Source organism: Streptomyces sp. 3330 (assembly GCF_031456635.1).
Classification (GTDB): domain Bacteria; phylum Actinomycetota; class Actinomycetes; order Streptomycetales; family Streptomycetaceae; genus Streptomyces.
The window spans coordinates 142556-167584 of the sequence record NZ_JAVDVA010000013.1; the positions used below are offsets into that span (position 1 = coordinate 142556).

18 protein-coding genes are annotated in these 25029 nt (G+C 72.9%); 12 read left to right on the forward strand and 6 right to left on the reverse strand.

Annotation, left to right across the window (positions count from 1 at the left end; all coding sequences use genetic code 11):
• The first annotated feature begins 9 nt into the window (after positions 1-9).
• The 4 genes from J2X68_RS22440 to J2X68_RS22455 are packed head-to-tail and all read left to right on the forward strand — an operon-like array spanning position 10 to position 6144.
• The gene (locus J2X68_RS22440) at positions 10-2724 is read left to right on the forward strand and encodes a glycoside hydrolase family 78 protein (protein ID WP_310434322.1); all 2715 of its coding nucleotides are present in this window, start codon (positions 10-12) and stop codon (positions 2722-2724) included.
• Positions 2721-3641, forward strand: a complete 921-nt coding sequence (locus tag J2X68_RS22445; RefSeq protein ID WP_310434323.1) for a dioxygenase — start codon at positions 2721-2723, stop codon at positions 3639-3641. Before J2X68_RS22440 ends, J2X68_RS22445 begins: the two co-directional genes overlap by 4 nt.
• Positions 3638-4495 carry a fumarylacetoacetate hydrolase family protein gene (locus J2X68_RS22450; RefSeq protein ID WP_310434324.1) on the forward strand — a complete coding sequence of 286 codons (858 nt, stop codon included), beginning with the start codon at positions 3638-3640 and terminating at the stop codon, positions 4493-4495. The genes J2X68_RS22445 and J2X68_RS22450 overlap by 4 nt, the downstream gene beginning before the upstream one ends.
• Positions 4492-6144 carry an FAD-dependent monooxygenase gene (locus J2X68_RS22455; RefSeq protein ID WP_310434325.1) on the forward strand — a complete coding sequence of 551 codons (1653 nt, stop codon included), beginning with the start codon at positions 4492-4494 and terminating at the stop codon, positions 6142-6144. The genes J2X68_RS22450 and J2X68_RS22455 overlap by 4 nt, the downstream gene beginning before the upstream one ends.
• Before the next feature lie 46 nt (positions 6145-6190).
• On the opposite strand, the gene J2X68_RS22460 is transcribed toward J2X68_RS22455, so the two are convergent.
• Positions 6191-7366: an SGNH/GDSL hydrolase family protein gene (locus tag J2X68_RS22460; RefSeq protein WP_310434326.1), complete on the reverse strand. Its 1176-nt coding sequence runs from the start codon at positions 7364-7366 to the stop codon at positions 6191-6193.
• 518 nt (positions 7367-7884) lie between these two features.
• Here J2X68_RS22460 and J2X68_RS22465 point away from each other — a divergent pair.
• The 8 genes from J2X68_RS22465 to J2X68_RS22500 all read left to right on the forward strand — a co-directional run bounded on the left by J2X68_RS22465 (position 7885) and on the right by J2X68_RS22500 (position 18148).
• Positions 7885-9123 carry a cysteine desulfurase-like protein gene (locus J2X68_RS22465; protein WP_310434327.1) on the forward strand — a complete coding sequence of 413 codons (1239 nt, stop codon included), beginning with the start codon at positions 7885-7887 and terminating at the stop codon, positions 9121-9123.
• A 72-nt stretch (positions 9124-9195) separates the two neighbouring features.
• Positions 9196-9633, forward strand: a complete 438-nt coding sequence (locus J2X68_RS22470) for a Fur family transcriptional regulator (protein WP_310434328.1) — start codon at positions 9196-9198, stop codon at positions 9631-9633.
• A 67-nt stretch (positions 9634-9700) separates the two neighbouring features.
• Positions 9701-11920, forward strand: coding sequence for a catalase/peroxidase HPI (gene katG, locus J2X68_RS22475; protein WP_310434329.1), 2220 nt, complete (start codon positions 9701-9703; stop codon positions 11918-11920).
• Between the two features lie 289 nt (positions 11921-12209).
• Positions 12210-13700, forward strand: a complete 1491-nt coding sequence (locus J2X68_RS22480; protein ID WP_310434330.1) for a family 43 glycosylhydrolase — start codon at positions 12210-12212, stop codon at positions 13698-13700.
• Positions 13701-13821: 121 nt separating this feature from the next.
• A complete protein-coding gene (locus tag J2X68_RS22485) occupies positions 13822-15270 on the forward strand; it encodes a family 43 glycosylhydrolase (protein WP_310434331.1) in 1449 nt (482 codons plus the stop codon).
• A gap of 97 nt (positions 15271-15367) precedes the next feature.
• The gene (locus J2X68_RS22490; protein WP_399040589.1) at positions 15368-16135 is read left to right on the forward strand and encodes a polysaccharide deacetylase family protein; all 768 of its coding nucleotides are present in this window, start codon (positions 15368-15370) and stop codon (positions 16133-16135) included.
• Positions 16136-16223: 88 nt separating this feature from the next.
• Complete coding sequence (locus tag J2X68_RS22495; protein WP_310434333.1) at positions 16224-16664, forward strand: SRPBCC family protein; 441 nt, start codon at positions 16224-16226, stop codon at positions 16662-16664.
• A gap of 188 nt (positions 16665-16852) precedes the next feature.
• The gene (locus tag J2X68_RS22500; protein WP_310434334.1) at positions 16853-18148 is read left to right on the forward strand and encodes a lanthionine synthetase LanC family protein; all 1296 of its coding nucleotides are present in this window, start codon (positions 16853-16855) and stop codon (positions 18146-18148) included.
• Here the strand turns inward: J2X68_RS22500 and J2X68_RS22505 are convergent.
• The 5 genes from J2X68_RS22505 to J2X68_RS22525 all read right to left on the reverse strand — a co-directional run bounded on the left by J2X68_RS22505 (position 18100) and on the right by J2X68_RS22525 (position 24998).
• Positions 18100-19380, reverse strand: a complete 1281-nt coding sequence (locus J2X68_RS22505) for an XdhC family protein (RefSeq protein ID WP_310434335.1) — start codon at positions 19378-19380, stop codon at positions 18100-18102. The two genes, J2X68_RS22500 and J2X68_RS22505, sit on opposite strands and share 49 nt — an antisense overlap.
• A 103-nt stretch (positions 19381-19483) precedes the next feature.
• Positions 19484-20941 (reverse strand): NCS2 family permease, encoded by a 1458-nt coding sequence (locus J2X68_RS22510; protein WP_310434336.1) that lies wholly within the window; start codon positions 20939-20941, stop codon positions 19484-19486.
• A gap of 159 nt (positions 20942-21100) precedes the next feature.
• Complete coding sequence (locus J2X68_RS22515; protein WP_310434337.1) at positions 21101-23494, reverse strand: molybdopterin cofactor-binding domain-containing protein; 2394 nt, start codon at positions 23492-23494, stop codon at positions 21101-21103.
• A 2-nt stretch (positions 23495-23496) separates the two neighbouring features.
• Entirely contained in the window at positions 23497-24108 is a 612-nt protein-coding gene (locus J2X68_RS22520) for a 2Fe-2S iron-sulfur cluster-binding protein (protein ID WP_310434338.1), read from the reverse strand.
• Positions 24108-24998, reverse strand: coding sequence for an FAD binding domain-containing protein (locus J2X68_RS22525; RefSeq protein WP_310434339.1), 891 nt, complete (start codon positions 24996-24998; stop codon positions 24108-24110). Before J2X68_RS22525 ends, J2X68_RS22520 begins: the two co-directional genes overlap by 1 nt.
• Between the last annotated feature and the right edge of the window lie 31 nt (positions 24999-25029).

The following is a 25029-nucleotide window of genomic DNA, read 5'->3' on the forward strand; positions in this document are numbered from 1 at the left end:
GTCACCTGTATGAACGCCGCTCCCACCTGTCTGCGCGCCGACGAACTGGAACAGCCGCTGGGCCTCGGCAACCGCCGCCCCCGGCTGTCCTGGTGGCTGCCGTCCGGCTCGCGCGAGCAGTTCGCCTACCGCCTCGGAGCCAGCACGGGCTGGGACTCCGGCCGCGTCGATTCCGCCGACAGCACGCACGTGCCGTACGGCGGGCCGCCGCCCGGCTCCGGGGAGCGGATCACCTGGCGGGTCAAGGTCTGGACCGACCTCGGCGAGAGCCCGTGGTCGCCGCAGGCCTGGTTCGAGACCGGTCTGCTGGATCCGGCCGACTGGCAGGCACGGTGGATCGAACCCGTCGTACCCGTCGCGCCCGACAGGCCCGCGGTGTCCGGCGGACCCGGTGTGCCGCCCGCCGGGTGCCGGCCCGCTCCGCTGCTGCGCACGGCGTTCACCCCGGCTTCGCCGGTCCGCCGGGCCCGGCTCTACGCCACCGCGCAAGGTCTCTACGAGGTGTTCCTCAACGGGGAGCGGGTCGGGGACGCCGAGCTGACCCCGGGGTTCACGCAGTACGACGTCCGCCTCCAGGTGCAGGCCTACGACGTGACCGCGCTGCTGCGGGAGGGCGAGAACGCGCTGGGCGCGGTCCTCTCCGACGGCTGGTTCCGCGGGCAGGTCGGGGTCACCCGGGCCCACGACCAGTGGGGCGAGCGCGTCTCGTTCCTGGCGCAGCTGCACCTGGAGCACGCCGACGGCACCACGTCCGTCGTGTGCACCGACGGCCACTGGCGCTGGGCTCCCGGGCCGGTCGTGGCCGCCGACCTGATCGCGGGTCAGTCCACCGACCTGCGCCGCACGCCCGTCGGCTGGGACCGGCCGGGGTACGACGACTCGGCGTGGACGCCGGTGGAGGTCGCCGACCACGGACACGCCGGGCTGGTCGCCTCACCCGCCCCTCCGGTGCGGCGCGTCGAGGAACTCGTCCCGGTCGCCGTGACCCGCCCGCACCCCGACCGGCAGGTCTTCGACCTCGGCCAGAACATCAACGGCTGGGTGCGGCTGACCGACCTCGGTCCTGCGGGCACCCGCCTCACCCTCACCCACGGCGAATCCCTGGGCCCCGACGGCGATGTGACGACGGACCACCTCCGGGTGGACATGCCGTTCCTGCCCGAGCCGCTCCCGGCCGGCCAGGTCGACCGGGTCGTCTCGGCCGGCCGCCCCGGAGAGTCCTTCGAGCCGCGGCACACCACGCACGGCTTCCGCTACGTCCGCGTCGAGGGCCATCCCGGCCAGCTGACCGCCGACGACCTGCGCGGTGTGGTCGTCCACTCCGACCTGCGGCGGACCGGCTGGTTCACGTGCGACGACGAGCGGATCGAGCGGCTGCACGAGGCCGCCCGGTGGGGGCTGCGGGGCAACGTCTGCGACATCCCCACGGACTGCCCCACCCGCGAACGCGCCGGCTGGACCGGGGACTGGCAGCTGTTCGTGCCGACCGCCGCCTTCCTCTACGACGTGTCGGGCTTCTCCGCGAAGTGGCTGCGCGACGTCGCCGCCGACCAGTGGCCGGACGGCACCGTCGCCAACATCTCGCCGGCCTGCCGCACCGAGGGCCCCAAGGGGCCGGTGGCGCATCTCAACGGCTCCGCCGGCTGGGGCGACGCGGTGGTCATCGTGCCCTGGCAGCTCTACCTGGCCTACGGCGACCCCGGGATTCTGGAGGAACTGTGGCCGACGATGACCGCCTGGCTCGGCCGGGTCGAGCGGGCCGCCCGCGAGGAGCGTCACCCGGACCGGATCCGGCGCTCCCCCGGTCCCGCGCCGCACGAACGGTACCTGTGGGACACCGGGTTCCACTGGGGCGAGTGGCTCGTGCCCGGTGAACAGGTCACCGACCTGACGGAGTACGCGGCCCGCGACAAGGCGGACGTCGCCACCGCCTACTACGCCCACTCCACCCGGCTGGCGGCGCGCATCGCCCGCGTCCTGGGCCGCGACGCGGAGGCCGACCGCTACCGGGAACTGAGCGAGCGGGTGCGCGCCGCCTGGCGGACGGAGTTCCTCGCGGCCGACGGCTCGCTGCGCCCCGACACCCAGGCGCACCACGTGCGGGCGCTCGCCTTCGACCTGGTCCCGGCCGGGCTGCGGGCGCGGACCGCCGCACGGCTGGTGGAACTCGTCCGCGCCGCGGACACGCACCTGGGCACCGGTTTCCTCGCCACCCCGGACCTGCTGCCCGTGCTCGCCGACTCGGGACACCTGGACGTCGCGTACGAGCTGCTGCTCCAGGACACCGCCCCGTCCTGGCTCCACATGATCGACCGGGGCGCGACGACCGTCTGGGAGCACTGGGACGGCGTCGACGCGGACGGCACCCCGCACGACTCCCTCAACCACTACTCGAAGGGCGCGGTCGTCTCCTTCCTGCACCGCTGCACGGCCGGGATCAGGCCCGACGAGGACGCTCCGGGCTACCGCCGCTTCACCGTGGCGCCCCGCCCCGGCGGGGGCCTGACCCGGGCCCGGGCCGAACACCACTCGCCGTACGGTCCGATCGGCTCGTCCTGGCGCGTCGAGGACGGCCGCTTCCACCTCTGCGTCACCGTGCCGCCCGGCACCACCGCGGACGTCGTCCTGCCCGACGGCACCCGGCACCACACCGGGGCCGGCACCCACGCCTACGGCTGCGCGGCACCGGACGCAGCCCTGACTCCCACGGGAGCGACCCCATGAGCGACACCACCGAATCGGCCCGGCCCGCCCCCGCCGCCGGGCCGCCGGACGCCCTGCTGCGCCAGGTCCTCTCCACCGTCCGGGGCGACGACGAGCGGCTGCGGGAGCTGATCGGCGGCCTCGTGACCCATCTGCACGCCTTCGTGCGGGAGACCCGGCCCTGCGAGGAGGAGTGGCTGAGCGCGCTGGACTTCCTGGTCCGCACGGGACGGGCCTGCACCGATCGCCGCAACGAGTTCATCCTGCTCTCCGACATGCTGGGCCTGACCTCGGCCGTGGACGACGTCAGCCACACGGGCCCGGCCGGCATGACGCCCAGCTCGGTCGAGGGCCCGTTCCACTCGCCGGCGCCGGCCCGCCCGATGGGCGCCTGGATCGCCGAGGGCCCCGAGCTCGGGCGCGGTGAACAGGCCGTGGTGCACGGCCGGATCACGGACTGCGACGGCAGGCCGCTGGCCGGGGCCGTGCTGGACGTCTGGCAGGCGAACGACACGGGGCTGTACGACAGCCAGGACGACGAGCAGCCCGACGGCAACCTGCGCGGTCTGTTCACCACGGGTCCCGACGGCGCCTACTGGTTCCGTACGGTCAAGCCCGCCAGCTACCCGGTGCCGACCGACGGCCCGGTGGGCGAACTGCTGCGGGCGCTCGGCCGTCACCCCATGCGCCCCGCCCATGTCCACCTGCGGGTGGAGGCGGCCGGTCACCGGCCGCTCACCACGCATGTGTTCGCCGCCGAAGACCCCTACCTCGACTCCGACGCGGCGTTCGCCGTCAAGGACGCGCTGGTCGCGCCCTTCGCACCGGGCGGCGAGGACACGGCGCGCCGGTTCGGCATGGACGGCCCGTTCCTGGAGGCCGAGTTCGACATCCGTCTGGCCGCGTCCGCGGCGGAAGCAGGAGGCACGCGCGCATGAAGCTCGTCGGCATGGTGGATCCGGACCGGGGGTCCGGTCGCGGGCAGGTCGTGATCGGCGTCGTCGTGGACGGCCGGGTCACCCCGCTCACGGACGTGGACGACTTCTACGCGGGCCTCCCCCACTGGCTGGAGCGGGCCCGCGCGGTCCGCCACGGCACGGTCCCGCTGGCGGAGGTGACCCTGGCCCCGCCGGTGCCGGCGTCGGCGCGGGTGCTGTGCGTGGGCCTCAACTACCGTGCGCACGCGGCCGAGGGCGGCTTCCGGGCCCCGGAGCACCCCACCGTGTTCGGCCGCTGGACGGCCTCGCTGTCGGTGGACGGCGTACCGGCCCCGGTGCCCGCGAACGAACCGGGGCTGGACTGGGAGGGCGAGGTCGCGGCCGTCGTCGGCGCCCGGCTGTGCGACGCCGACGAGCGGGAGGCCGAGGCCGCCGTGCTCGGTTACGCCGTCTTCAACGACCTCACGGCCCGGACCGCGCAGAAGCTCACCGCCCAGTGGACGCTGGGCAAGAACGCCGATCTCAGCGGCCCGATCGGCCCGGTCGTCACCGCCGACGAGGCGGGCCGTCTCACGGACGGCCTGCGCCTGGTCACCCGCGTCAACGGGGAGATCATGCAGGACGGGAACACCCGCGACATGATCTTCGGGGTGCCCGAGCTGCTGGCACGGATCAGCGCCACGCTGACCCTGCATCCGGGCGACGTCGTCGCGACCGGCACCCCGGAGGGCGTCGGCTACGTCCGCAAGCCGCCGCGTCTGCTGCGGTCCGGCGACGTCGTCGAGGTGGAGGTCGACCGGCTCGGGACGCTGCGTACGCCCGTCACCGACGCGTCCGCGAGGTCCGGCGCGTGACCGGGGCGACCGTGCAGGTGCTGATCGCCGGCGGGGGGCCTTCAGGGCTCGCCGCGGCGGTCGAGCTCGGCCGCCGCGGCGTCCGCACGGTGCTCGTCGAGCCGCGCGCCACCGTCGACGACGACCGGCCGCGGGCCAAGACCACCAGCATCCGCACCATGGAGCACTTCCGCCGCTGGGGTCTGGCCGACCGCCTGCGCACGGCCGCCCCGCTGCCGGTGGCCTGGTCCCAGGACGTCATTTTCTGCACCGGGCTCCTCGGCGTCGAACTGACCCGGTTCCGCAACGTGTTCGGCCTGTACGACGGCCGCGACGAACGCTGGGCGGAGCCGGGCCAGCAGGTCCCGCAGCCGGTCGTGGAGCGGATCCTGCGCGCCGCGGTGGCCGGACTGCCCTCGGTCACCTGCCTGACCGGACACCGGGTCACGGCCGTCGAGCAGGACGAACACGCCGTGCGCGGCACGGTCACCGCCCCCGACGGCTCCGTCCGCGTGCTCACGGCCGACTATCTGCTGGGCTGTGACGGCGGCGGCGGAGTCAGCCGGCAGGCCATCGGAGCGGAGTACGCCGGATCGTCCGGCGAACGGCCCAACCTCAGCGTCGTCTTCCGGGCGCCGGGCCTGGGCGAGGCGGTCGGTCTGGACCGGGCCGTGCAGTACTGGGTGGTGAGCCCCGAGGCGTCCGGCCTCATGGGCCGTCTCGACCTGGACGACCGGTGGTGGGCCATCGTCCAGCGGACCGACCCCGACCGCCCGGTGGAGCCCGAGACGCTGGTCCGCGCTCTCGTCGGCGCCGGGCACGACGGGCCCCTGGAGGTGCTCGGCACCGACCCCTGGACCGCCCGCATGCTGCTGGCCGACCGCTACCGCCGCGGCCGGGTGTTCCTGGTGGGCGACGCCGCCCATCTGAACCCCCCGTGGGGCGGGCACGGCTTCAACACCTGTGTCGGCGACGCGGTGGACATCGGGTGGAAGCTCGCCGCGGTCCTCCAGGGCTGGGGCGGCGCCGCGCTGCTGGACAGCTACCAGAGCGAGCGGCGTCCGGTGGCTCAGCGGATCATCGCGGGCGGCGCCGCCCAGGACCGGCTCCTCGCACCGTCCTTCGCCGACCCCGGGCTGCTCGGCGACACCCCGGAGGCCGAGCGCCGCCGGACCCGCACCGCGGCCGCTCTGCGGGCCAAGGCCGGCGAGTTCCACAGCGAGGGGCTCGTCCTCGGCCAGCACTACGCCTCGTCCCCCGTCGTCGTCGACGACGGCTCGCCGATCCCGCCCCTCGTGCCGCGCCACTACCACGGCCTGTCCTTCCCTGGCGCCCGGCTGCCGCACGCCTGGCTGCCCGACGGCCGATCCCTGTACGACCTGCTCGGCGACGGCTTGACGCTGCTCCTCCTGGCCGGTGACCGGGAGCCCGGCCGCGCCGCCTTCGTCCGGGAGGCCGCGGCCCGGGGCGTCCCGCTCACCGTCGTCGACGTGACCGGTCTGGCCCCGCGCGAACGCTACGGCGCCGCGATGCTGCTGGTCCGGCCCGATCAGCACATCGCGTGGCGGGGCGCGGACGGCACCCGGGCCGGGGAGGTCCTCGACGTCGTCCGGGGCGCCGTGCCGACCGGGCACCCCCGTCCGAGGCGCTCGGAGAGCGGCGCGCGGTAGGAGGAACGACCGGGCGACCGGGGCACACCGACCGGGCACGCCGGTGTCACGCGGGGAGGTCGGCCCCTGTCCCGCCTGCCGGCCGCCCGAACACGCCCGCGCCGCCGAAGGACAGGGGCAGGAAGCGTTCGGCCATGCGGGCGTAACCGGCCGCGTTCGGATGCAGGCCGTCGGGCAGGTCGGCCACGTCGTCGGGCCCGAACAGGGCCGTCCCGTCGAGGAGATGGAGGTGTGCGTCGCCCTCCTTGCGGCGCTGCTCGACATGCTCGCCCAGCAACGCGCGGACACGGCTGAGGGTGAGCGCGCCGAATCCGAGCTCGGCGGGACGGTCGACGGTGTGGACCATGGCGTCCGGGCCCACCACCGTGGGACCGGGCCGCTCTTCGGCGGCCGGGCAGACGATGGGGCTGACGACCAGGACCGGCGTGGACGGGTGCCCGTCGCGGATCGTGTCCAGGAAACCGTGGAAGGCCGGGACGAAGGCGCGTTCGCGCATGCTGTCGGCGTTGTGGACGTTGATGCCCAGTTCGAGGCTGATCGCGCTCGCGGGCAGGTCCCGGACGGCACGGGCCATGAAGGGGTCGAGCTGGCACTGCCCGCCGAGGCCGAGGTTGACCAGGGACCGGCCGGCCGAGCGGGCCACGGCGGCCGGCCAGGTGGCGGTCGGGCGGCCCGCGTCCGAGCACTGGCTGATGGAGCTGCCGTAGTGCACCCACAGCGGACCGCTCGCCGGAGCCGGGCGCACCGACGCCCCGTCCGGGACGCGGACGTCGATCAGCGTGAGGGCCGGGGTGACGGGCAGCCAGATCTCCACGCGCCGTTCGACGGGGCGCGGGCCGAGGCGGAAGCGCACGGTCGCGGGCTCGGCCGGTCCGGCCTCCAGCGAACCGGTGGCGGGGTCGAAGTAGACGGGGCTCTCCTTCGTCGCCACCACCGGCTCGCGCAGTTCGCCGTCGACGAGCAGGTCGAAGACGCTGCCGGCGGACGGCATGCCCGGCGGGAGGACGACGGTGAGCAGGGCGTCGAGCTCCAGCTCGGTGGCGTCCGTGAGCATTTCCAGCCGCACCCCGGACGGCACGGCGCTGGCGAAGTCGAACGCCGGGTCGGCCAGCCGCGCCCGTCCCGCGTCCGGGGAGCGGTGCAGGGTGACCCCGGTCGTGTCGGTGGTCTTCCCGAGCGCGCCGACGACACAGTCGAGCGCGCGGTCGAGTACGGAATGCATGCGAGGACCTCTCGACGGCACGGGTCAGGTCAGGTGGTCAGGTCAGGTCAGGTGGTCAGGTCGAGTCGGGTGGTCAGGTCAGTCGTAGTCCTCTGTCCGGCTTTCGTCGCGTAATTCGTCGCACCGGTCCCCGAATGGGCTCCGGCCTTCTGCGCGAGCGGTACGCGGGGGGCCTCCCGGAGGAGGAGAGCGCGACGTCGTCTCCCGCGCCGGCACCGGGCGGGAGTGCCCGCACGGACACGATGCCCCGGTGGCCTGTTCCCGAGCCCGCCGACGGCACGCGGCCGCGTCCTGCGCGCCAGGGCCGGCCCCGGCGCCCGCGACCGCGCCCGGCGCGTCGTCGCCGCGTACCGCAGCGGTCCGGCCGCCCCCTTACGCCCCGGAGCGGCCGACCACCCTTCCCCGGCGCGCCGGGACCGGGACACGTCGAGACCCCCGAAGGGCTGACGCCTCCCTGGGGACCGTCGGCTCCCGTGGCTCCCTGGTGGCGCCCGCGTCCGGGTGCCAGAGTCGGGGCCATGGCCATCGATGTCGCCGCCCTCCGGGCGCACTTCCCCTCCCTCGCACACGGTCTCGCCTTCTTCGACGGGCCGGGCGGGACACAGACGCCCGCCCCCGTCGCCGAGGCCGTCATCCGGACGATGACCGGTCCGCTGTCCAACCGGGGGCTGGTCAGCGCCTCCGAGCGCAACGCGGAGCAGGCCGTCGCCGGCTTCCGGGCCGCCTACGCCGACCTGCTGGGCGTGCCGGAGACGGCCGTCGTGCACGGGCGCAGCGCCACGCAGCTCACGTACGACTTCGCCCGGACGCTGGCCCGGGGCTGGCGGCCCGGCGACGAGATCGTCCTGAGCCGGCTCGACCACGACGCCAACGTGCGCCCCTGGATCCAGGCGGCGGAGCGCGCCGGGGCCGTCGTCCGCTGGATCGAGATCGACGGCGCGACCGCGGAGCTGGACCTCGGCTCCTACGAGCGGGCGCTGTCGCCCCGGACCCGGCTGGTCGCGGTGACGGCGGCCTCGAACGTGCTGGGCACCAGGCCTCCGGTGCGCCGGATCGCCGACCGGGCCCACGAGGCCGGCGCCCTGGTGTTCGTGGACGGGGTGCACTACGCCGCCCATCACCTGGTGGACGTGCCCGCGCTGGGGGCCGACCTGTTCGTCTGCTCGCCGTACAAGTTCCTCGGCCCGCACTGCGGGGTGCTCGCCGGATCCCCCGACGTCCTTGCGGCGCTCGCCCCCGACAAGCTGCTGCCGTCGCCGGACACCGTGCCGGAGCGCTTCGAGCTCGGGACGCTGCCCTACGAGATCCTGGCGGGCGCCACCGCGGCCGTGGACTTCCTCGCCGCGCTCGACCCGACCGGGCCCGGAGAGGCGGGGCCGCCGGGGGACGCGCCGGGGGCGGCGCCGTCGCGCAGGGAGCGGCTGGCGCGGTCGCTGGGGTCCCTGCACGAGCACGAGAACGCGCTGCGCGCCCGGGTGGAGGAGGGGCTGCGCGCGCTGGGCGGCTCCGTCACCGTCCACTCACGGGCGCGGGACCGCACCCCGACCCTCCTGATGGGTCTCGCCGGCCGGGACGCCCGCGCGGCGCAGGCTCATCTCGCCGCCCGGGGTGTCGTGGCCCCGGCGGGCACGTTCTACGCCTACGAGACCTTCACCGCCCTGAAGCTCGACGACCCCGCGCTCCGGGTGGGGCTCGCGCCCTACAACGACGCCGAGGACGTCGAACGGCTTCTCGACGGGCTCGCCTCGTTCCTCTGACGTGTGCCGTTCCCCAGACTTGCACCGTTCGTTTTCTTGAATGGTTCGTGTTTATGAAGTAGGTTCGACGCCATGACAGCACCCCGTACTCCGACCACCGCCGAAGAGCTGCGCGGTGTCGGCCTGCGGGTGACGGCCGCCCGTGTCGCGCTGCTCGAGACCGTCCGGGAGGGTGACCACCTCGGGGTCGAGGCGATCGCCACGGGAGTGCGCGGCCGCGTGGGCCACATCTCCCTCCAGGCCGTGTACGAGGCGCTGCACGCGCTCACCACGGCCGGCCTGGTGCGCCGCATCGAGCCCCCGGGCAGCCCCGCCCGGTTCGAGGGACGTGTGGGGGACAACCACCACCACTTGGTCTGCCGGTCCTGCGGCGCGGTCGTCGACGTCGACTGCGCCGTCGGCCACGCCCCCTGTCTGACCGCCTCCGACGACCGCGGCTTCGCCATAGACGAGGCCGAGGTCATCTACTGGGGCCTGTGCCCCGACTGTTCCACCGCCCCGAGCACCTGAGCGTCCGCAGGACCCGACGCCTGCGGTACGTGAGCATGTGATCCGACCAGTCCAGAAGGATTCCCCCATGACCGAGAACCATGATGCGATCGTGACCGACCCGAAGGCGGAGGAGGCAGGCGGCTGCCCGGTCGCGCACGGCGGTCGCGCCGCGCACCCCACCCAGGGCGGCGGCAACCGCCAGTGGTGGCCGGAGCGCCTCAACCTGAAGATCCTCGCCAAGGACCCCGTCGTGGCGAACCCGCTCGGCGCGGAGTTCGACTACGCCGCGGCGTTCGAGGCTCTCGACCTGGCGGCCGTGAAGCGGGACATCGCCGAGGTGCTGACCACCTCGCAGGACTGGTGGCCGGCCGACTTCGGCAACTACGGCCCGCTGATGATCCGTATGGCTTGGCACAGCGCCGGCACCTACCGCATCAGCGACGGCCGCGGCGGTGGCGGCCGCGGCCAGCAGCGCTTCGCGCCGCTGAACAGCTGGCCGGACAACGCCAACCTCGACAAGGCCCGCCGTCTGCTGTGGCCGGTCAAGAAGAAGTACGGCCAGTCCATCTCCTGGGCCGACCTCCTCATCCTCACGGGCAACGTCGCGCTGGAGACGATGGGCTTCGAGACCTTCGGCTTCGCCGGCGGCCGCGCGGACGTCTGGGAGGCCGACGAGGACGTGTACTGGGGCCCGGAGACCACCTGGCTCGACGACCAGCGCTACACCGGCGACCGCGAGCTGGAGAACCCGCTCGGCGCGGTCCAGATGGGCCTCATCTACGTCAACCCCGAGGGCCCCAACGGCAACCCGGACCCGCTGGCCGCGGCCCGCGACATCCGTGAGACGTTCCGCCGCATGGCGATGAACGACGAGGAGACCGTCGCCCTCATCGCCGGTGGCCACACCTTCGGCAAGACCCACGGCGCCGGTCCGGCGGACCACGTCGGCGACGACCCCGAGGCCGCCGCCCTCGCGCAGCAGGGCCTGGGCTGGAAGTCCTCCTACGGCACCGGTAAGGGCGGCGACGCCATCACCAGTGGTCTCGAGGTCACCTGGACCAGCAAGCCCACCCAGTGGAGCAACGACTTCTTCGACATCCTCTTCGGCTACGAGTGGGAGCTGTCGGAGTCCCCGGCGGGCGCCAAGCAGTGGGTGGCCAAGGACGCCGAGGCGATCATCCCCGACGCGCACGACGCGTCGAAGAAGAAGCTCCCGACGATGCTCACCACCGACCTGTCGCTGCGCTTCGACCCGATCTACGGGGAGATCTCGCGCCGCTTCCACGAGAACCCGGCCGAGTTCGCGGACGCCTTCGCCCGTGCCTGGTACAAGCTGACCCACCGCGACCTGGGCCCGAAGTCCCTGTACCTCGGCCCGGAGGTCCCGGCGGAGACCCTGCTGTGGCAGGACCCGCTGCCGGCCGCCGAGGGCGAGACCATCGGCGCCGAGGACATCGCGGCCCTCAAGGCCAAGATCCTCGCCTCGGGGCTGACCGTGTCGCAGCTGGTGTCCACCGCGTGGGCGTCGGCCTCCACCTTCCGCGGCAGCGACAAGCGCGGCGGCGCCAACGGCGCCCGCATCCGCCTGGAGCCGCAGCGCGGCTGGGAGGTCAACAACCCGGACGAGCTGGCCCAGGTGCTGCGTGTCCTGGAGGGCGTCCAGCAGGAGTTCAACTCCGGCGCGAAGAAGGTCTCCCTGGCCGACCTGATCGTCCTCGGCGGCGCGGCCGCCGTGGAGAAGGCCGCGGCCGACGCCGGCCACGCCGTGGAGGTCCCCTTCACGCCGGGCCGCGTGGACGCCACGCAGGAGCAGACGGACGTCGAGTCGTTCGCCGCGCTCGAGCCGGCCGCCGACGGGTTCCGCAACTACCTCGGCAAGGGCAACCGCCTGCCGGCCGAGTTCCTGCTGCTCGACCGCGCGAACCTGCTGAACCTGAGCGCCCCCGAGCTGACGGTCCTCGTCGGCGGCCTGCGCGTCCTGGGCGCCAACCACGGCCAGTCCTCGCACGGCGTCTTCACCGACACCCCGGGCAAGCTGACCAACGACTTCTTCGTCAACCTGCTCGACCTGGGTACGACGTGGTCGTCGACGTCCGCCGACCAGACCGCCTTCGAGGGCCGCGACGCCGCCACCGGCGAGGTCAAGTGGACCGGCACCCGCGCCGACCTGGTCTTCGGCTCGAACTCGGAGCTGCGCGCGCTCGCCGAGGTCTACGCGAGCGACGACGCGAAGGCGAAGTTCGTGAACGACTTCGTCGCCGCGTGGGTCAAGGTCTCGAACCTCGACCGGTTCGACCTGGTCTGATCCCGGCCTCCCCGGAGGACCGGAACACCAGCACACCGGCAGCACGGCCGTACGCGGCCGGCACATCCAGGGCGTCCGGCCCGGTCCCCAGTGACCGAGCCGGGCGCCCCGGCGCGTTCCGCCGCCGGCCGCCCGGGCGGCGCCGGCCGCGGCACGGGCACCCTCCCGGTGCCGGGGAGACCGTCCAAACCATTGACGAGGACATGCCCGCCCCCTATCTTCTGGCCGAAGTTACGAACTATGTTCGATATCTCGGACAGGCAGTTTCACGGACAAGGGACGGTCCTGTATGCCACGGAACCACCGCCGCAGATCCCTGCTCGTCTGCGTGGCGGCCCTCCTCCTCGCCCTGGTGGCGACGACCCAGCCGGTGGCCGCGGCCGGTGGCCGCCCGTACACCAACCCGCTGAAGTCGGCCAAGGGCGCGGACCCCTGGCTGGAGTTCCACGACGGCAACTACTACCTGATCACGACGACGTTCACCGGCGTCCTCGGCATGCGCAAGGCGCCGACCCTGGCGGGCCTGGCCACCGCGCCCACCGTGCAGGTGTGGCCCGACACCACGTCGACCCGCAACACCAACATCTGGGCACCGGAGATCCACCGGTTCGACGGCCACTGGTACCTCTACTACTCGGCCGGCCGGGGCGGCGCCGCCTGCTGCGACTCCCAGCGCACCCACGTCCTGGAGAGCGCCGGCGCCGACCCGCTGGGCCCCTACACCTACAAGGGCTCCCTGACCGGCTCCCACCTCACGCCGGGCGGCTGGCTGATCGACGCGAGCGTGCTCCAGGCGAACGGGAACCTCTATCTCGTCGGAAGCGGTTTCGTGAACGGCAGCGCACAGAGCCTGGTCATCGCGCCGATGAGCAACCCGTACACGCTTTCCGGCAGCACCTTCACGGTGATCTCCAGCCCCACGCTGGACTGGGAGCGGGTGGGCGCCCCCGTCAACGAGGGCCCGGAGCCGCTGTACCACGACGGCCGCACCTTCCTCACCTGTTCCGCAAGCTACTGCCAGACCGCCGACTACCAGCTCGGCCGGCTGGAGTTGACGGGCGGCGACCCGCTGAACCCCGCGTCGTGGACCAAGAAGCAGACGCCCGTCTTCCAGCGCAGTGACACCAACGGCGTCTACGGCCCGGGCCACAACGGTTTCTTCACCTCACCCGACGGCACCGAGAACTGGATCGTCTACCACGCCAACTCCTCCGCGAGCGGCGGCTGCGGAAACGGGCGGACGACCCGCGCCCAGAAGTTCACCTGGACCACCGACGGCACCCCTGCCTTCGGCACCCCGGTCGCCCTGGGCACGACGCTTCCCGGGCCGTCCGGCGAGACGGCGGCGACCCCGACCGCGTACACCCTCGTCAACCGCAACAGCGGCAAGTGCCTGGACGTCGAAGGCGGTTCCACGGCCGACGGCACGAACGTCCTCCAGTGGACCTGCACCGGCGGGACCCACCAGAAGTGGCGGATCGAGGACCAGGGCGACGACACCGGACGACTGGTGAACGTGGCCACCGGCCGGGTGCTGGACACCGCCGACTGCTCCACCGCCGACGGCGCCGACCTGCGCCAGTGGTCCTGGCTGAACAACAAGTGCCGGCGTTTCCGGCCCGTTTTCACCGCGAGCGGCGACTACGTCCGGCTCGTGAACGAGAACAGCGGCAAGGTCGCGGACGTCGCCGACTGCGGGACCGCCAACGGCGCCGACGTACGGCAGTGGACCTGGCTGAACAACGCCTGCCAGCAGTGGCGCCTCGTACCCGTCACCTGACCCCGGCGCCTACCGCCCCACCGTCCCTCTCCCCATCGCCCCTCTCCCGCCCTCCCTCCCACCCGCTCTTCTCCCTGCCCCGCCCTCGCCCCCACCTCTCCCCTCCGTCAGGAGAACACCCTTGAGAAGCAACGCCGTTCGGCTGATCCTGGGCGGCCTCGTCGCCCTCGCGGCCGTCCTCACCGGCCTGGGCGCCCCCGCCCGGGCCGCCGTGCCCGACTCCCCCGCGGTGACGTACACCAACCCGATAGCGGAGCAGCGCGCCGATCCGCACATCTACAAGCACACCGACGGCTACTACTACTTCACCGCCACGGTCCCCGCGTACGACCGCATCGTGCTGCGCCGGGCGACGACGATCCAGGGCCTGTCGACGGCCCAGGAGGTCACCATCTGGACCAAGCACAGCAGCGGGGTCATGGGCGCCCACATCTGGGCGCCGGAGATCCACTTCATCGACGGCAAGTGGTACGTGTACTTCGCGGCCGGGTCCACCAGTGACGTCTGGGCGATCCGGATGTACGTCCTGGAAGGCACCGGCGCCGATCCGCTGACCGCGAGCTGGGCCGAGAAGGGCCGGATCACGACCGGCTGGGAGAGCTTCTCCCTGGACGCCACGACCTTCGTCGTGGGCGGCGTCCGCTATCTGGCCTGGGCGCAGCGCAACCCGTCCGAGGACAACAACACCAGCCTGTTCATCGCGAAGCTGGCCAACCCCTGGACGATCCAGGGCACTCCGGCGGAGATCTCGCAGCCGACGCTCTCCTGGGAGACGGTCGGCTACAAGGTCAACGAGGGCCCCGCGCTGATCCAGCACGGCGGGAAGGTCTTCCTGACCTACTCGGCGAGCGCGACCGACGCCAACTACTGCCTGGGCATGCTGACCGCCTCCGCGACGGCCGACCTGACCTCCCCGGCGTCCTGGACCAAGGGCACGCAGCCGGTGTTCACCTCGAACGCCTCGACCTCGCAGTACGGGCCGGGCCACAACTCGTTCACCGTCTCCGAGGACGGCACATCCGACATCCTCGTCTACCACGACCGCAGCTACAAGGACATCACCGGTGACCCGCTGAACGACCCCAACCGCCGCACCCGCGTGCAGAAGGTGTACTGGAAGGCGGACGGCAGCCCCGACTTCGGCATCCCGGTGGCCGACGGGGTCACCCCGCAGCGCTTCTCCTCGTACAACCACGCGGACCGGTTCGTCCGGCACTGGGAGTACCGCGCCCGCATCGAGGCCGGGGTCAGCCCGCTCGCCGACTCGCAGTTCCGGGTGGTCACCGGTCTCGCGGGCGCCGGGACGGTCTCGCTGGAGTCGGCGAACTTCCCCGGCTACTACCTGCGGCACAAAAACTTCGAGGTGTGGCTGGAGAAGAACGACGGCACGTCGGGGTTCGCGTCCGACGCGAGTTTCCACCGCCGGGCCGGTCTCGCCGACTCCGCGGGGGTCTCGTACGAGTCGTACAACTACGCCGGACGCTATGTCCGCCACTACAGCTACCTGCTGTATGTGCAGACGCCGAGCACGGCCACGGACCGGGCGGACGCGACGTTCTACGCCCGGTGAGGCCCTTTCCGGCCTCCGGGAGCGCATGACGGCGAGACTATACATAGGGTGTATACGCGCTATGTATAGTCGCGCCATGCCTTCTCTGACCAAGAAGATGAAGAAAACGGGGGCCGGGTTGCGGGCCGTCGCCGTCTCGGCGGCGGCCACCTGCCTGGCGGTCACGCTGACCGGCTGCGGCGGCGCCGACATCACCCACCCGAGCGCCGCCCGCGCCCGCCCCGCGGCCACCACCCAGGCCGCCCGCTTCGGCCCCGTCGACTGCCGTGAGGCGAAGTGCATCGCCCTCACCTTCGACGCGGGCCCGAGCGAGAACTCCGCCCGGCTGCTCGACATCCTGAAGGAGAGACAGGTCCCGGCGACCTTCTTCCTGCTGGGCGCGCGGCACATCGACACGTACCCGGAGCTCGTCCGGCGCATGGCCGCCGAGGGACACGAGGTGGCCAGCCACACCTGGGACCACAAGATCCTCACGCAGATCACCCCGGAGGAGATACGCGAGGAACTCCGGCGCCCCAACGACGAGATAGAGCGCCTCACCGGCCGGCGTCCCACCCTGATGCGGCCGCCGCAGGGCCGCACCGACGACACCGTGCACGGGATCTGCCGCGACATGGGCCTCGCCGAGGTGCTGTGGACGGTGACCGCCAAGGACTACACCACGACCGACTCCGCGCTGATCCGGCGCCGGGTGCTCGCCCAGGCCGACCGGGACGGCATCATCCTGCTGCACGACATCTACGACGGGACCGTGCCGGCCGTGCCGGGGATCATCGACGCGCTGAAAGAGCGCGGATACGTTTTCGTGACGGTTCCCCAGCTGCTGGCGCCGGGGGCGGCGGTGCCGGGGCGGGTCTACCGCTGACCCGGCACGACACCGCGAAGGTGAGTCCGAACCTGTGAGCCGGAGGGTCATGCTCCACCGGACGGCTCCGACTCCCTACGATCGGCGCGTGGCCTTCTTCCAGCTCGAACGCACGGTACCGCTGTCCCTGGACGACGCCTGGCGTCGCCTGACGGAGTGGCCCCGGCACGGCGACGTGGTACCGCTCACCCGCGTCACCGTGCTCACTCCCGCGCCGACCCGCGCGGGCACGGTCTTCGAGGCGCGGTCGGGGCTCGGCCCGCTGTCCTTCGCCGACCGGATGGAGGTGACCGAGTGGCAGCCGCCGTCCGACGGCGAACCGGGCCGGTGCCGACTGGAGAAGCGCGGCCGGGTCGTCCTGGGCTGGGCCGAGATCGAGGTACGGCCCGGCCCCGGCGGACGGGCCCGGGTGCTCTGGCGGGAAGAGGTGCGCGTGCGTTTTCTGCCGTCCCTCGTCGACCCCCTCCTCGGGGCCGCGGGCCGCTCGGTGTTCGGACGCGCGGTGAACCGCCTGCTCCGCGGCCGCTGACGGAACGACGGCGAAAACGGGCGGCCGATCGGCGGCTACCGGCCGTGCGGGGCAAGGGCCGTTGGCCGATCCCCGGCCACCGGCCGTGCGACGACGAGGACAGACGGTCCCCCGGCCGACGGCATGGACGGTGGCTGCTCCCCGCTACCGCCGTGCGACGGCAGGGGCTGCCGTGCCAGGGTGAGGGCATGACGGCGACCGGAGAAGTCGAGGAACTCGCGGTGGACGCCCTGCGCTGGCTGCGGGGCGCCGCACGGGACACCGGGGGCGGCGGGCTCGGCTGGCCCGTCAGGCCCTCGGACGACCACGTCGATCCGACGCTCTACACCGGGACGGCCGGAGTCGTACCCGTACTCCTGGAGGCCTGGCGGCACTTCGGCGACGATTCCTGGGCCGACACCGCTCTGCGCGCCGCCCGCAGTCTCGCGGACGCCGTCGACGACCACCCGGACCACTCCCTGTACTTCGGGCTGACCGGCATCGCGCTCGCGCTGCGCACCGTCCACCGCGAACTCGGCGCCGAGACCGCGGGCGCCGCCGCGGACCGCGCCCTGGAGCGGGTGCGGTCGCACTTCGACGGGGTGCGCTGGGGCGTCCTGTTCGAGCTGATGGGCGGCAACGCGGGCATCGGCCTCGGCGCGCTGGCGGCCGGCGACGCCGACCTCGCCGTACGCGCGCTGGAGCCCTACCTGGAGACCGCCGAGGCCACCGAAGGGGGCGGTGTCACCTGGGAGTTCAAGCTCGGCGCGGCAGCGCGGCTGCACCATGTCTCGCACGGCACGCTCGGGATCGCGTACGCGCTGGCCGCCGTCGGAACCGCCACCGGCCGTGCCGACCTGGTGGAGCTCGCGCGGGCGGGCGTCGCGGACGTCGTCGCCCGGGACGAGGACGGACCGGACGGCTTCCTCGTGCCGCACTCCGACCCGCACCACCGGCCCGACGTGGTCGACCGGTACAGCTACGGCTGGTGTCACGGACCGGCCGGCGACGCCCAGGTCTTCCGGCTGCTGCGGGACCTGCTCGGTGAGCCCTCCTGGGCCGCGCTCGCCGACCGCTGCTGGCACACCGTGACCCGCTCCGGACTGCCGCGCCCGCTGCGGCCCGGGTTCTGGGACAACAACGGCCGCTGCTGCGGGACGGCCGGGGTGCTGGCGCTGGCCTGCGACCGGATCGCCGAGCAGGACGACTCCCCCGGCTTCGCGCGGACCCTCGTGGCGGACCTCGCCTCGCGCGCGACCCGGGACGCGCAGGGCGCGCGCTGGTCCAACCTGGCGCACCGGCCCGTCCCGGGCCACCTGGAGCCGCAGACCGGCTGGGCCATGGGCAACGCGGGCATCGCGCGCGAACTGCTGCGCCACGTCCGGCTGAGCCGGGGCGGCGACCCGCGCTACGCGTTCACCTGGCCGGACCAGCCGGCCGTGCCGGGTACGGCGGCTCAGGCCACCGAGCCGATCCGGCCCGTCGGGGCCGACGTCACGTCGTGATGGATGGGCGTGTGCGCGCCGGTCAGGGAGACCCCGCTGCCGCCGCGCCGGTCGGCGACGATCTCGGCGGCGATCGACAGCGCCGTCTCCTCGGGTGTGCGGGCGCCCAGATCGAGGCCGATGGGAGACCGCAGACGCGCCAACTCCAGCTCGGTCACGCCCACTTCGCGCAGCCGGGTGTTGCGGTCGAGGTGGGTGCGGCGCGAGCCCATCGCGCCGACGTAGGCGACCGGGAGCCGCAACGCCAGCCGGAGCAGCGGGACGTCGAACTTGGCGTCGTGGGTGAGCACGCACAGCACGGTCCGCGCGTCCACCTCGGTGCGCTCCAGGTACCGGTGCGGCCACTCGACGACGATCTCGTCGGCCTCCGGGAAACGGGCCGCGGTCGCGAAGACGGGACGCGCGTCGCACACCGTCACCCGGTAGTCGAGGAACTTGCCGACCCGCACCAGCGCCGACGCGAAGTCGATCGCGCCGAACACGATCATCCGGGGCGGCGGGACGGACGACTCGACCAGGACCGTGAGCGGCGCCCCGCAGCGTGAGCCCTGTTCGCCGATCTCCAGGGTGCCGGTGCGACCGGCGTCGAGCAGGGCGCCGGCCTCGGCCGCGACCGTGCGGTCCAGCTCCGGGTGGGCGCCGAAGCCGCCTTCGAAGTAACCGCTGTCGAAACCGCCAGCGCCGGAGCGGCCGCGGGAGTAACCGCTGTCGAAACCGCCAGCGCCGGAGTAACCGTCGGAGTAACCGCTGTCGCAAGAGGCGTTCTCGCGGGAAACGTTTTCGCCGCTCCCGTGCGGGCGGACGAGCAGCGCGCGGCCGACGAGGTCCGCCGGGCCGGTCACGATCCGCGCCAGCGCCGTGGCCCCGCCGGAGGCGGCTGCCGCCAGAGCGGCCGCGATCACCGGCCGGACCGGGTCGCCGACCCGCACCGGGGTGACCAGGATGTCGATGATCCCGCCGCAGGTGAGCCCGACGGCGAAGGCGTCGTCGTCGCTGTAGCCGAAGCGTTCGAGGACGGACTCCCCGTCCTCCAGCGCCTGCCGGCACAGCTCGTACACCGCGCCCTCCACACACCCGCCGGAGACCGACCCGATCGCCGTGCCGTCGGCGTCCACCGCCAGGGCGGCGCCGGGCCTGCGGGGCGCGCTGCCGCCGACGGCCACCACGGTGGCCACGGCGAAGTCACGGCCCTGCCCGACCCACCGGTTCAGCTCCTCGGCGATGTCCAGCATCTCTCGGTCTCCTTGACTGCGGTTGCGTGGAGGGCGGTTGTACGGCGGGCGGGTGTGCGCGGGGCGTATGCCCGCCGGGCCGGGTGCCCGCCGGGCCGGAGGGCTAGTGCACGCCCAGCCAGCTCTCGATCGGGTGGAGGGCGAAGTAGACCAGGAAGATCGCCGTCAGGACCCACATGAAGGCGCCGATCTCCCGCGCCCTGCCCTGCGCGGCCTTGATGGCGGCGTAGGAGATGACGCCCGCGGCGACACCGGTGGTGATGGTGTACGTGAACGGCATCAGGACGACGGTCAGGAACACCGGGACAGCGGTCGCCCGGTCGGCCCAGTCGACGTGGCGGGCGTTCATCAGCATCATCGCGCCGATGACGACCAGGGCGGCGGAGGCGACCTCCTGCGGGACGATCGCGGTGAGCGGGGTGAAGAACAGACAGGCCGCGAAGAAGGCGCCGGTGACGACCGAGGCGAGACCCGTGCGGGCTCCCTCGCCCACGCCGGTCGCGGACTCGATGAACACGGTCTGGCCGGAGCCGCCCGCCACGCCGCCGATGGCTCCGCCGGCGCCGTCGATGAACAGCGCCTTGGACAGGCCCGGCATCCGGCCCTTGTCGTCGGCGAGCCCGGCCTCGGTGCCGACGCCGATGATGGTGGCCATCGCGTCGAAGAACCCGGCGAGGACGAGGGTGAAGACGATCATGCCGACGGTCATCGCGCCGACCTCGCCCCAGCCGCCGAACTCCACGTCCCCGAAGAGCGAGAAGTCCGGCATCGAGACCGCGCCGCCGTGCAGTTCGGGAGCGCCGGCCGCCCACTGCTTCGGGTCGACGACCCCGGTGGCGTTGAGGACCGCGGCGACGGCCGTGCCGGCGACGATGCCGATGAGGATGGCGCCGGGGATGTTCCGGGCCTGGAGCATGAAGATCAGCAGCAGCGTGCCGGCGAACAGCAGGACGGGCCAGCCGGCGAGTTCGCCCGCCGGACCGAGGGTGACCGGGGTCGCCTCGCCCTGGTGGACGAAGCCGGACTTGTAGAAACCGATGAGCGCGATGAACAGGCCGATGCCCATGGTGATGCCGTGCTTGAGCGCGAGCGGGATCGCGTTCATGATCATCTCTCGCAGGCCGGTGACGACCAGCAGCATGATGACGACGCCGTACAGCACGCACATGCCCATCGCCTGCGGCCAGGTCATCTCCGGGGCGACCTGGGAGGACAGGACGCCCGAGACGGACAGCCCGGCGGCCAGCGCGAGCGGCACCTTGCCGAAGAAGCCCATCAGCAGGGTGGTGGAAGCCGCCGCGAAAGCGGTTGCGGTGATCAGCGCCTGCCGGCCGAGGGTGTCCCCGGCCGCGTCCTTGCCGGACAGGATCAGGGGGTTGAGCAGAAGGATGTACGCCATCGCCATGAAGGTGGTGACGCCGCCGCGCACTTCGCGGGCGACCGTGGAGCCCCGCCCGGATATGTGGAAGTACCGGTCGAGCCAGGACCGGCCGGCCGGGACGCGGGTGCCTGCGCCCGCGTCCTCGGCTGTGGTCCTGGGCTCCGTCGACTGCTGGGTCATGGGCCATCTCCCAAGGTTCAAAGGGACACCCGCGCGGCGCCTTCGGCCGGTCACGGGATTTGGGAACGGACGACCCGGGGGACGGCCCGAGACGAACAAGGGGGGGGTGGGTCCGGGGGTGCGGCACCCCCGGACGACACCTGGTCGGACCCCGAGGGGTCAGGTTCCGGTGAGGTGCTCCGGACGTACCGGCGTGCGGTTGAGCTCCAGCCCGGTCGCGTTCCGGATGGCCGCGAGGACCGCCGGGGTGGACGACAGGGTGGGCGCCTCGCCGATGCCACGGAGCCCGTAGGGGGCGTGGTCGTCGGCGAGTTCGAGCACGTCGACCGGGATGGTCGGCGTGTCGAGAATCGTGGGGATCAGGTAGTCCGTGAAGGACGGATTCCTGACCTTCGCCGTCTTCGGGTCGACGATGATCTCCTCCATGACCGCCACGCCCAGGCCCTGGGTCGTGCCGCCCTGGATCTGGCCGATCACGGACAGCGGGTTGAGCGCCTTGCCGACGTCCTGCGCGCAGGCCAGCTCGATGACCTTGACCAGGCCGAGCTCGGTGTCGACCTCGACGACGGCGCGGTGCGCGGCGAAGGAGTACTGGACGTGGCCGTTGCCCTGTCCGGTGCGCAGGTCGAAGGGCTCGGTGGGCCGGTGCCGCCACTCCGCCTCGACCTCGACGCTCTCGTCCTCGAGCACGTCCACCAGGTCGGCGAGGACCTCGCCGCCGTCGGTCACGACCTTGCCGCCCTCCAGGAGCAGCTCGGCGGTGGCCCAGGCGGGGTGGTAGGAGCCGAACCTGCGACGGCCGATCTCCAGGACCTTCTCCCGGACGAGTTCGCAGGAGTTCTTCACGGCGCCGCCGGTGACGTACGTCTGCCGGGAGGCCGAGGTCGAGCCGGCGCTGCCGACCTGCGTGTCCGCGGGCTGGATGGTCACCTGCGAGACGCCCAGCTCGGTGCGGGCGATCTGCGCGTGGACGGTGACGCCGCCCTGGCCGACCTCCGCCATGGCCGTGTGGACGGTCGCGACGGGCTCGCCGGCGATGACCTCCATCCGGACCCGGGCGGTGGAGTAGTCGTCGAAGCCCTCGGAGAAGCCGACGTTCTTGATGCCGACCGCGTAACCGATTCCCCGTACGACGCCTTCGCCGTGCGTGGTGTTGGACAGACCGCCGGGCAGCTGCCGTACGTCCGCGCCCTCGCTGCTCTCCCACTGGCGCTCCGGGGGCAGCGGCATCGCCTTGACGCGGCGCAGGATCTCGGCGACCGGCGCCGGGGAGTCGACGGGCTGGCCGGTCGGCAGGAGGGTTCCCTGCTCCATCGCGTTGATCCGGCGGAACTCCACCGGATCCATGCCGAGTTCGGCCGCGACCTTGTCCATCTGCGCCTCGTAGGCGAAGCATGCCTGGACCGCGCCGAAGCCGCGCATCGCGCCGCAGGGCGGGTTGTTGGTGTAGAGGGCGATGGCCTCGATCTCGACGTCGTCGACGACGTACGGGCCGACGCCGAGCGAGGAGGCGTTCCCGACGACGGCCGGGCTGGCCGAGGCGTAGGCGCCGCCGTCGAGGACGATCCGGCACTTGACGTGGGTGAGCTTTCCGTCGCTGGTCGCGCCGTGCTCGTAGGTGAGCTTCGCCGGGTGGCGGTGGACGTGGCCGAAGAAGGACTCGAAACGGTTGTAAACGATTTTGACGGGTTTTCCGGTGCGCAGGGCCAGCAGACAGGCGTGGATCTGCATCGACAGGTCCTCGCGGCCGCCGAACGCGCCGCCGACGCCGGACAGCGTCATCCGCACCTTGCTCTCGGGCAGGCCGAGGACGGGCGCGATCTGGCGCAGGTCGGAGTGGAGCCACTGGGTGGCGATGTAGAGGTGGACGCCGCCGTCCTCCTCGGGCACGGCCAGACCGGACTCGGGGCCGAGGAACGCCTGGTCCTGCATGCCGAAGAGGTACTCGCCCCGCACGACGACGTCGGCGCGCGCGGCGGCCGCGGCGGCGTCGCCCCGGACGATCGGCTGGCGGTGGACGATGTTGGGGTGCGGGACGTGACCGATGTGGTGGTCGTCGCGGCCCTCGTGGATCAGGATCGCGTCCGGCGCGGTCGCCGAGGCCTCGTCGGTGACGACAGGCAGCTCGCGGTACTCGACCTTGATCTTCGCGGCGGCGCGGCGGGCGGTCTCGGGGTGGTCCGCGGCGACGATGGCGACCGGCTCGCCGTGGTGGCGGACCTTGCCGTGGGCCAGGACGGGGGTGTCCTGGATCTCCAGGCCGTAGTTCTTCACGTCCGTCGGCAGGTCGTCGTAGGTCATCACGGCGTAGACGCCGGGCAGGGCCAGGGCCTCGGAGGTGTCGATGGAGACGATCTCGGCGTGGGCGACCGTGGAGCGCAGGATCTGGCCCCAGAGCATGTCCTCGTGCCACATGTCGGACGAGTACGCGAACTCGCCGGTGACCTTGAGGGTGCCGTCGGGGCGGAGCGTGGACTCGCCGATGCCGCCCTTCGTCCGGGAGCCCTGGGTGACCTTGGTGGGGGTGCCGAGGGGAGCGCCGTTGGTGGGCATCGTCAGACCGCCTCTCCCTGACGGGCGGCCGCCAGGCGGACCGCGTCCATGATCTTCTCGTATCCGGTGCACCGGCAGAGGTTGCCGGAGAGCGCCTCGCGGATGTCGGCGTCACTCGGGTTCGGGTTGCGTTCCAGCATCTCGTCGGCGGCGACCAGCAGACCCGGCGTGCAGAAGCCGCACTGGACGGCGCCGGCGTCGATGAACGCCTGCTGGATCGGGGCGAGTTCGGTCCCCTCACCGGTGTGGGAGTCGGCGCTCCCGGCCGGCCGTCCCTCGGCCTCGCCGGAGGAGGCGTCCGACGCGCCCGGGTGGCCCGCGGTGCCGCAGGAACCGGTTCCGCAACCGCCGTGCTGGGCACGCTGCCTGGCGAAGTCCGCGAGACCCTCGACGGTCACGATGTCGCGGCCCTCGGCCTGTCCGGCGGCGACCAGGCAGGAGCACACCGGCACGCCGTCCAGCCGGACCGTGCACGAGCCGCACTCGCCCTGCTCGCAGGCGTTCTTGGAACCCGGCAGCCCGAGCCGCTCGCGCAGCACGTAGAGCAGGCTCTCGCCCTCCCACACGTCGTCGGCTTCCTGCGGACGTCCGTTGACAGTGAAGTTGACGCGCATCACGCGGCTCCCTTTGCGGTGCGGCGGGGGCCGCGGTACGACTCCCACGTCCAGGTCAGCGTGCGGCGGGCCATGACGCCCACCGCGTGCCGTCGGTAACTCGCCGTCCCCCGGACGTCGTCGATGGGGTTGCAGGCGGCGGCGCACAGGTCGGCAAACTGTTTGGCGACCGACGGGGCGATGATCTTTCCGTTGTCCCAGAAGCCGCCTTCTTCGAGCGCCGCGTTGAGGAAGTCCTCCGCGGTCTTCGCCCGGACGGGGGTGGGCGCGGCCGAGCCGATGCCGGTGCGGACGGTCCGGGACCGCGGGTGCAGCGCGAGGCCGAAGGCGCAGACGGCGATGACCATGGCGTTGCGGGTGCCCACCTTGGAGTACTGCTGCGGACCGTCGGCCTTCTTGATGTGGACGGCGCGGATCAGCTCGTCGGGAGCGAGCGCGTTGCGCTTCACGCCGGTGTAGAAGGCGTCGATCGGGATCAGGCGGGTGCCGCGCACCGACTCGGCCTCGACCTCGGCGCCGGCCGCCAGCAGGGCGGGGTGGGCGTCGCCGGCCGGGGACGCGGTGCCGAGGTTGCCGCCGACGCCGCCGCGGTTGCGGATCTGCGGGGAGGCCACGGTGTGCGAGGCGAGGGCCAGGCCCGGCAGTTCCGCGCGCAGGTGCTCCATGATCCGGGTGTAGGGGACGGAGGCGCCGAGCCGCACGCTCTCCTCGCCGACCTCCCATTCGTAGAGGTCGCCCACGCGGTTGAGGTCGAGCAGGTACTCGGGCCTGCGGTGGTCGAAGTTGATCTCGACCATCACGTCGGTGCCACCCGCAATGGGCACAGCGGTGGGGTGCTCGGCCTTGGCGGCGAGCGCCTCCTCCCAGCTGGCGGGGCGAAGGAAGTCCATGACCGGCTCTCTTCTTCGTCTCGTGAGTCTC

Coding starts and splice junctions, on each gene's coding strand:
- J2X68_RS22470 (WP_310434328.1), top strand. CDS start 9,196: ATGACAGCACCCCGTACTCCGACCACCGCCGAAGAGCTGCGCGGTGTC.
- J2X68_RS22505 (WP_310434335.1), bottom strand. CDS start 19,380: ATGCTGGACATCGCCGAGGAGCTGAACCGGTGGGTCGGGCAGGGCCGT.
- J2X68_RS22440 (WP_310434322.1), top strand. CDS start 10: ATGAACGCCGCTCCCACCTGTCTGCGCGCCGACGAACTGGAACAGCCG.
- J2X68_RS22445 (WP_310434323.1), top strand. CDS start 2,721: ATGAGCGACACCACCGAATCGGCCCGGCCCGCCCCCGCCGCCGGGCCG.
- J2X68_RS22465 (WP_310434327.1), top strand. CDS start 7,885: ATGGCCATCGATGTCGCCGCCCTCCGGGCGCACTTCCCCTCCCTCGCA.
- J2X68_RS22520 (WP_310434338.1), bottom strand. CDS start 24,108: ATGCGCGTCAACTTCACTGTCAACGGACGTCCGCAGGAAGCCGACGAC.
- J2X68_RS22525 (WP_310434339.1), bottom strand. CDS start 24,998: ATGGACTTCCTTCGCCCCGCCAGCTGGGAGGAGGCGCTCGCCGCCAAG.
- J2X68_RS22515 (WP_310434337.1), bottom strand. CDS start 23,494: ATGCCCACCAACGGCGCTCCCCTCGGCACCCCCACCAAGGTCACCCAG.
- katG (WP_310434329.1), top strand. CDS start 9,701: ATGACCGAGAACCATGATGCGATCGTGACCGACCCGAAGGCGGAGGAG.
- J2X68_RS22490 (WP_399040589.1), top strand. CDS start 15,368: ATGAAGAAAACGGGGGCCGGGTTGCGGGCCGTCGCCGTCTCGGCGGCG.
- J2X68_RS22500 (WP_310434334.1), top strand. CDS start 16,853: ATGACGGCGACCGGAGAAGTCGAGGAACTCGCGGTGGACGCCCTGCGC.
- J2X68_RS22510 (WP_310434336.1), bottom strand. CDS start 20,941: ATGACCCAGCAGTCGACGGAGCCCAGGACCACAGCCGAGGACGCGGGC.
- J2X68_RS22460 (WP_310434326.1), bottom strand. CDS start 7,366: ATGCATTCCGTACTCGACCGCGCGCTCGACTGTGTCGTCGGCGCGCTC.
- J2X68_RS22480 (WP_310434330.1), top strand. CDS start 12,210: ATGCCACGGAACCACCGCCGCAGATCCCTGCTCGTCTGCGTGGCGGCC.
- J2X68_RS22450 (WP_310434324.1), top strand. CDS start 3,638: ATGAAGCTCGTCGGCATGGTGGATCCGGACCGGGGGTCCGGTCGCGGG.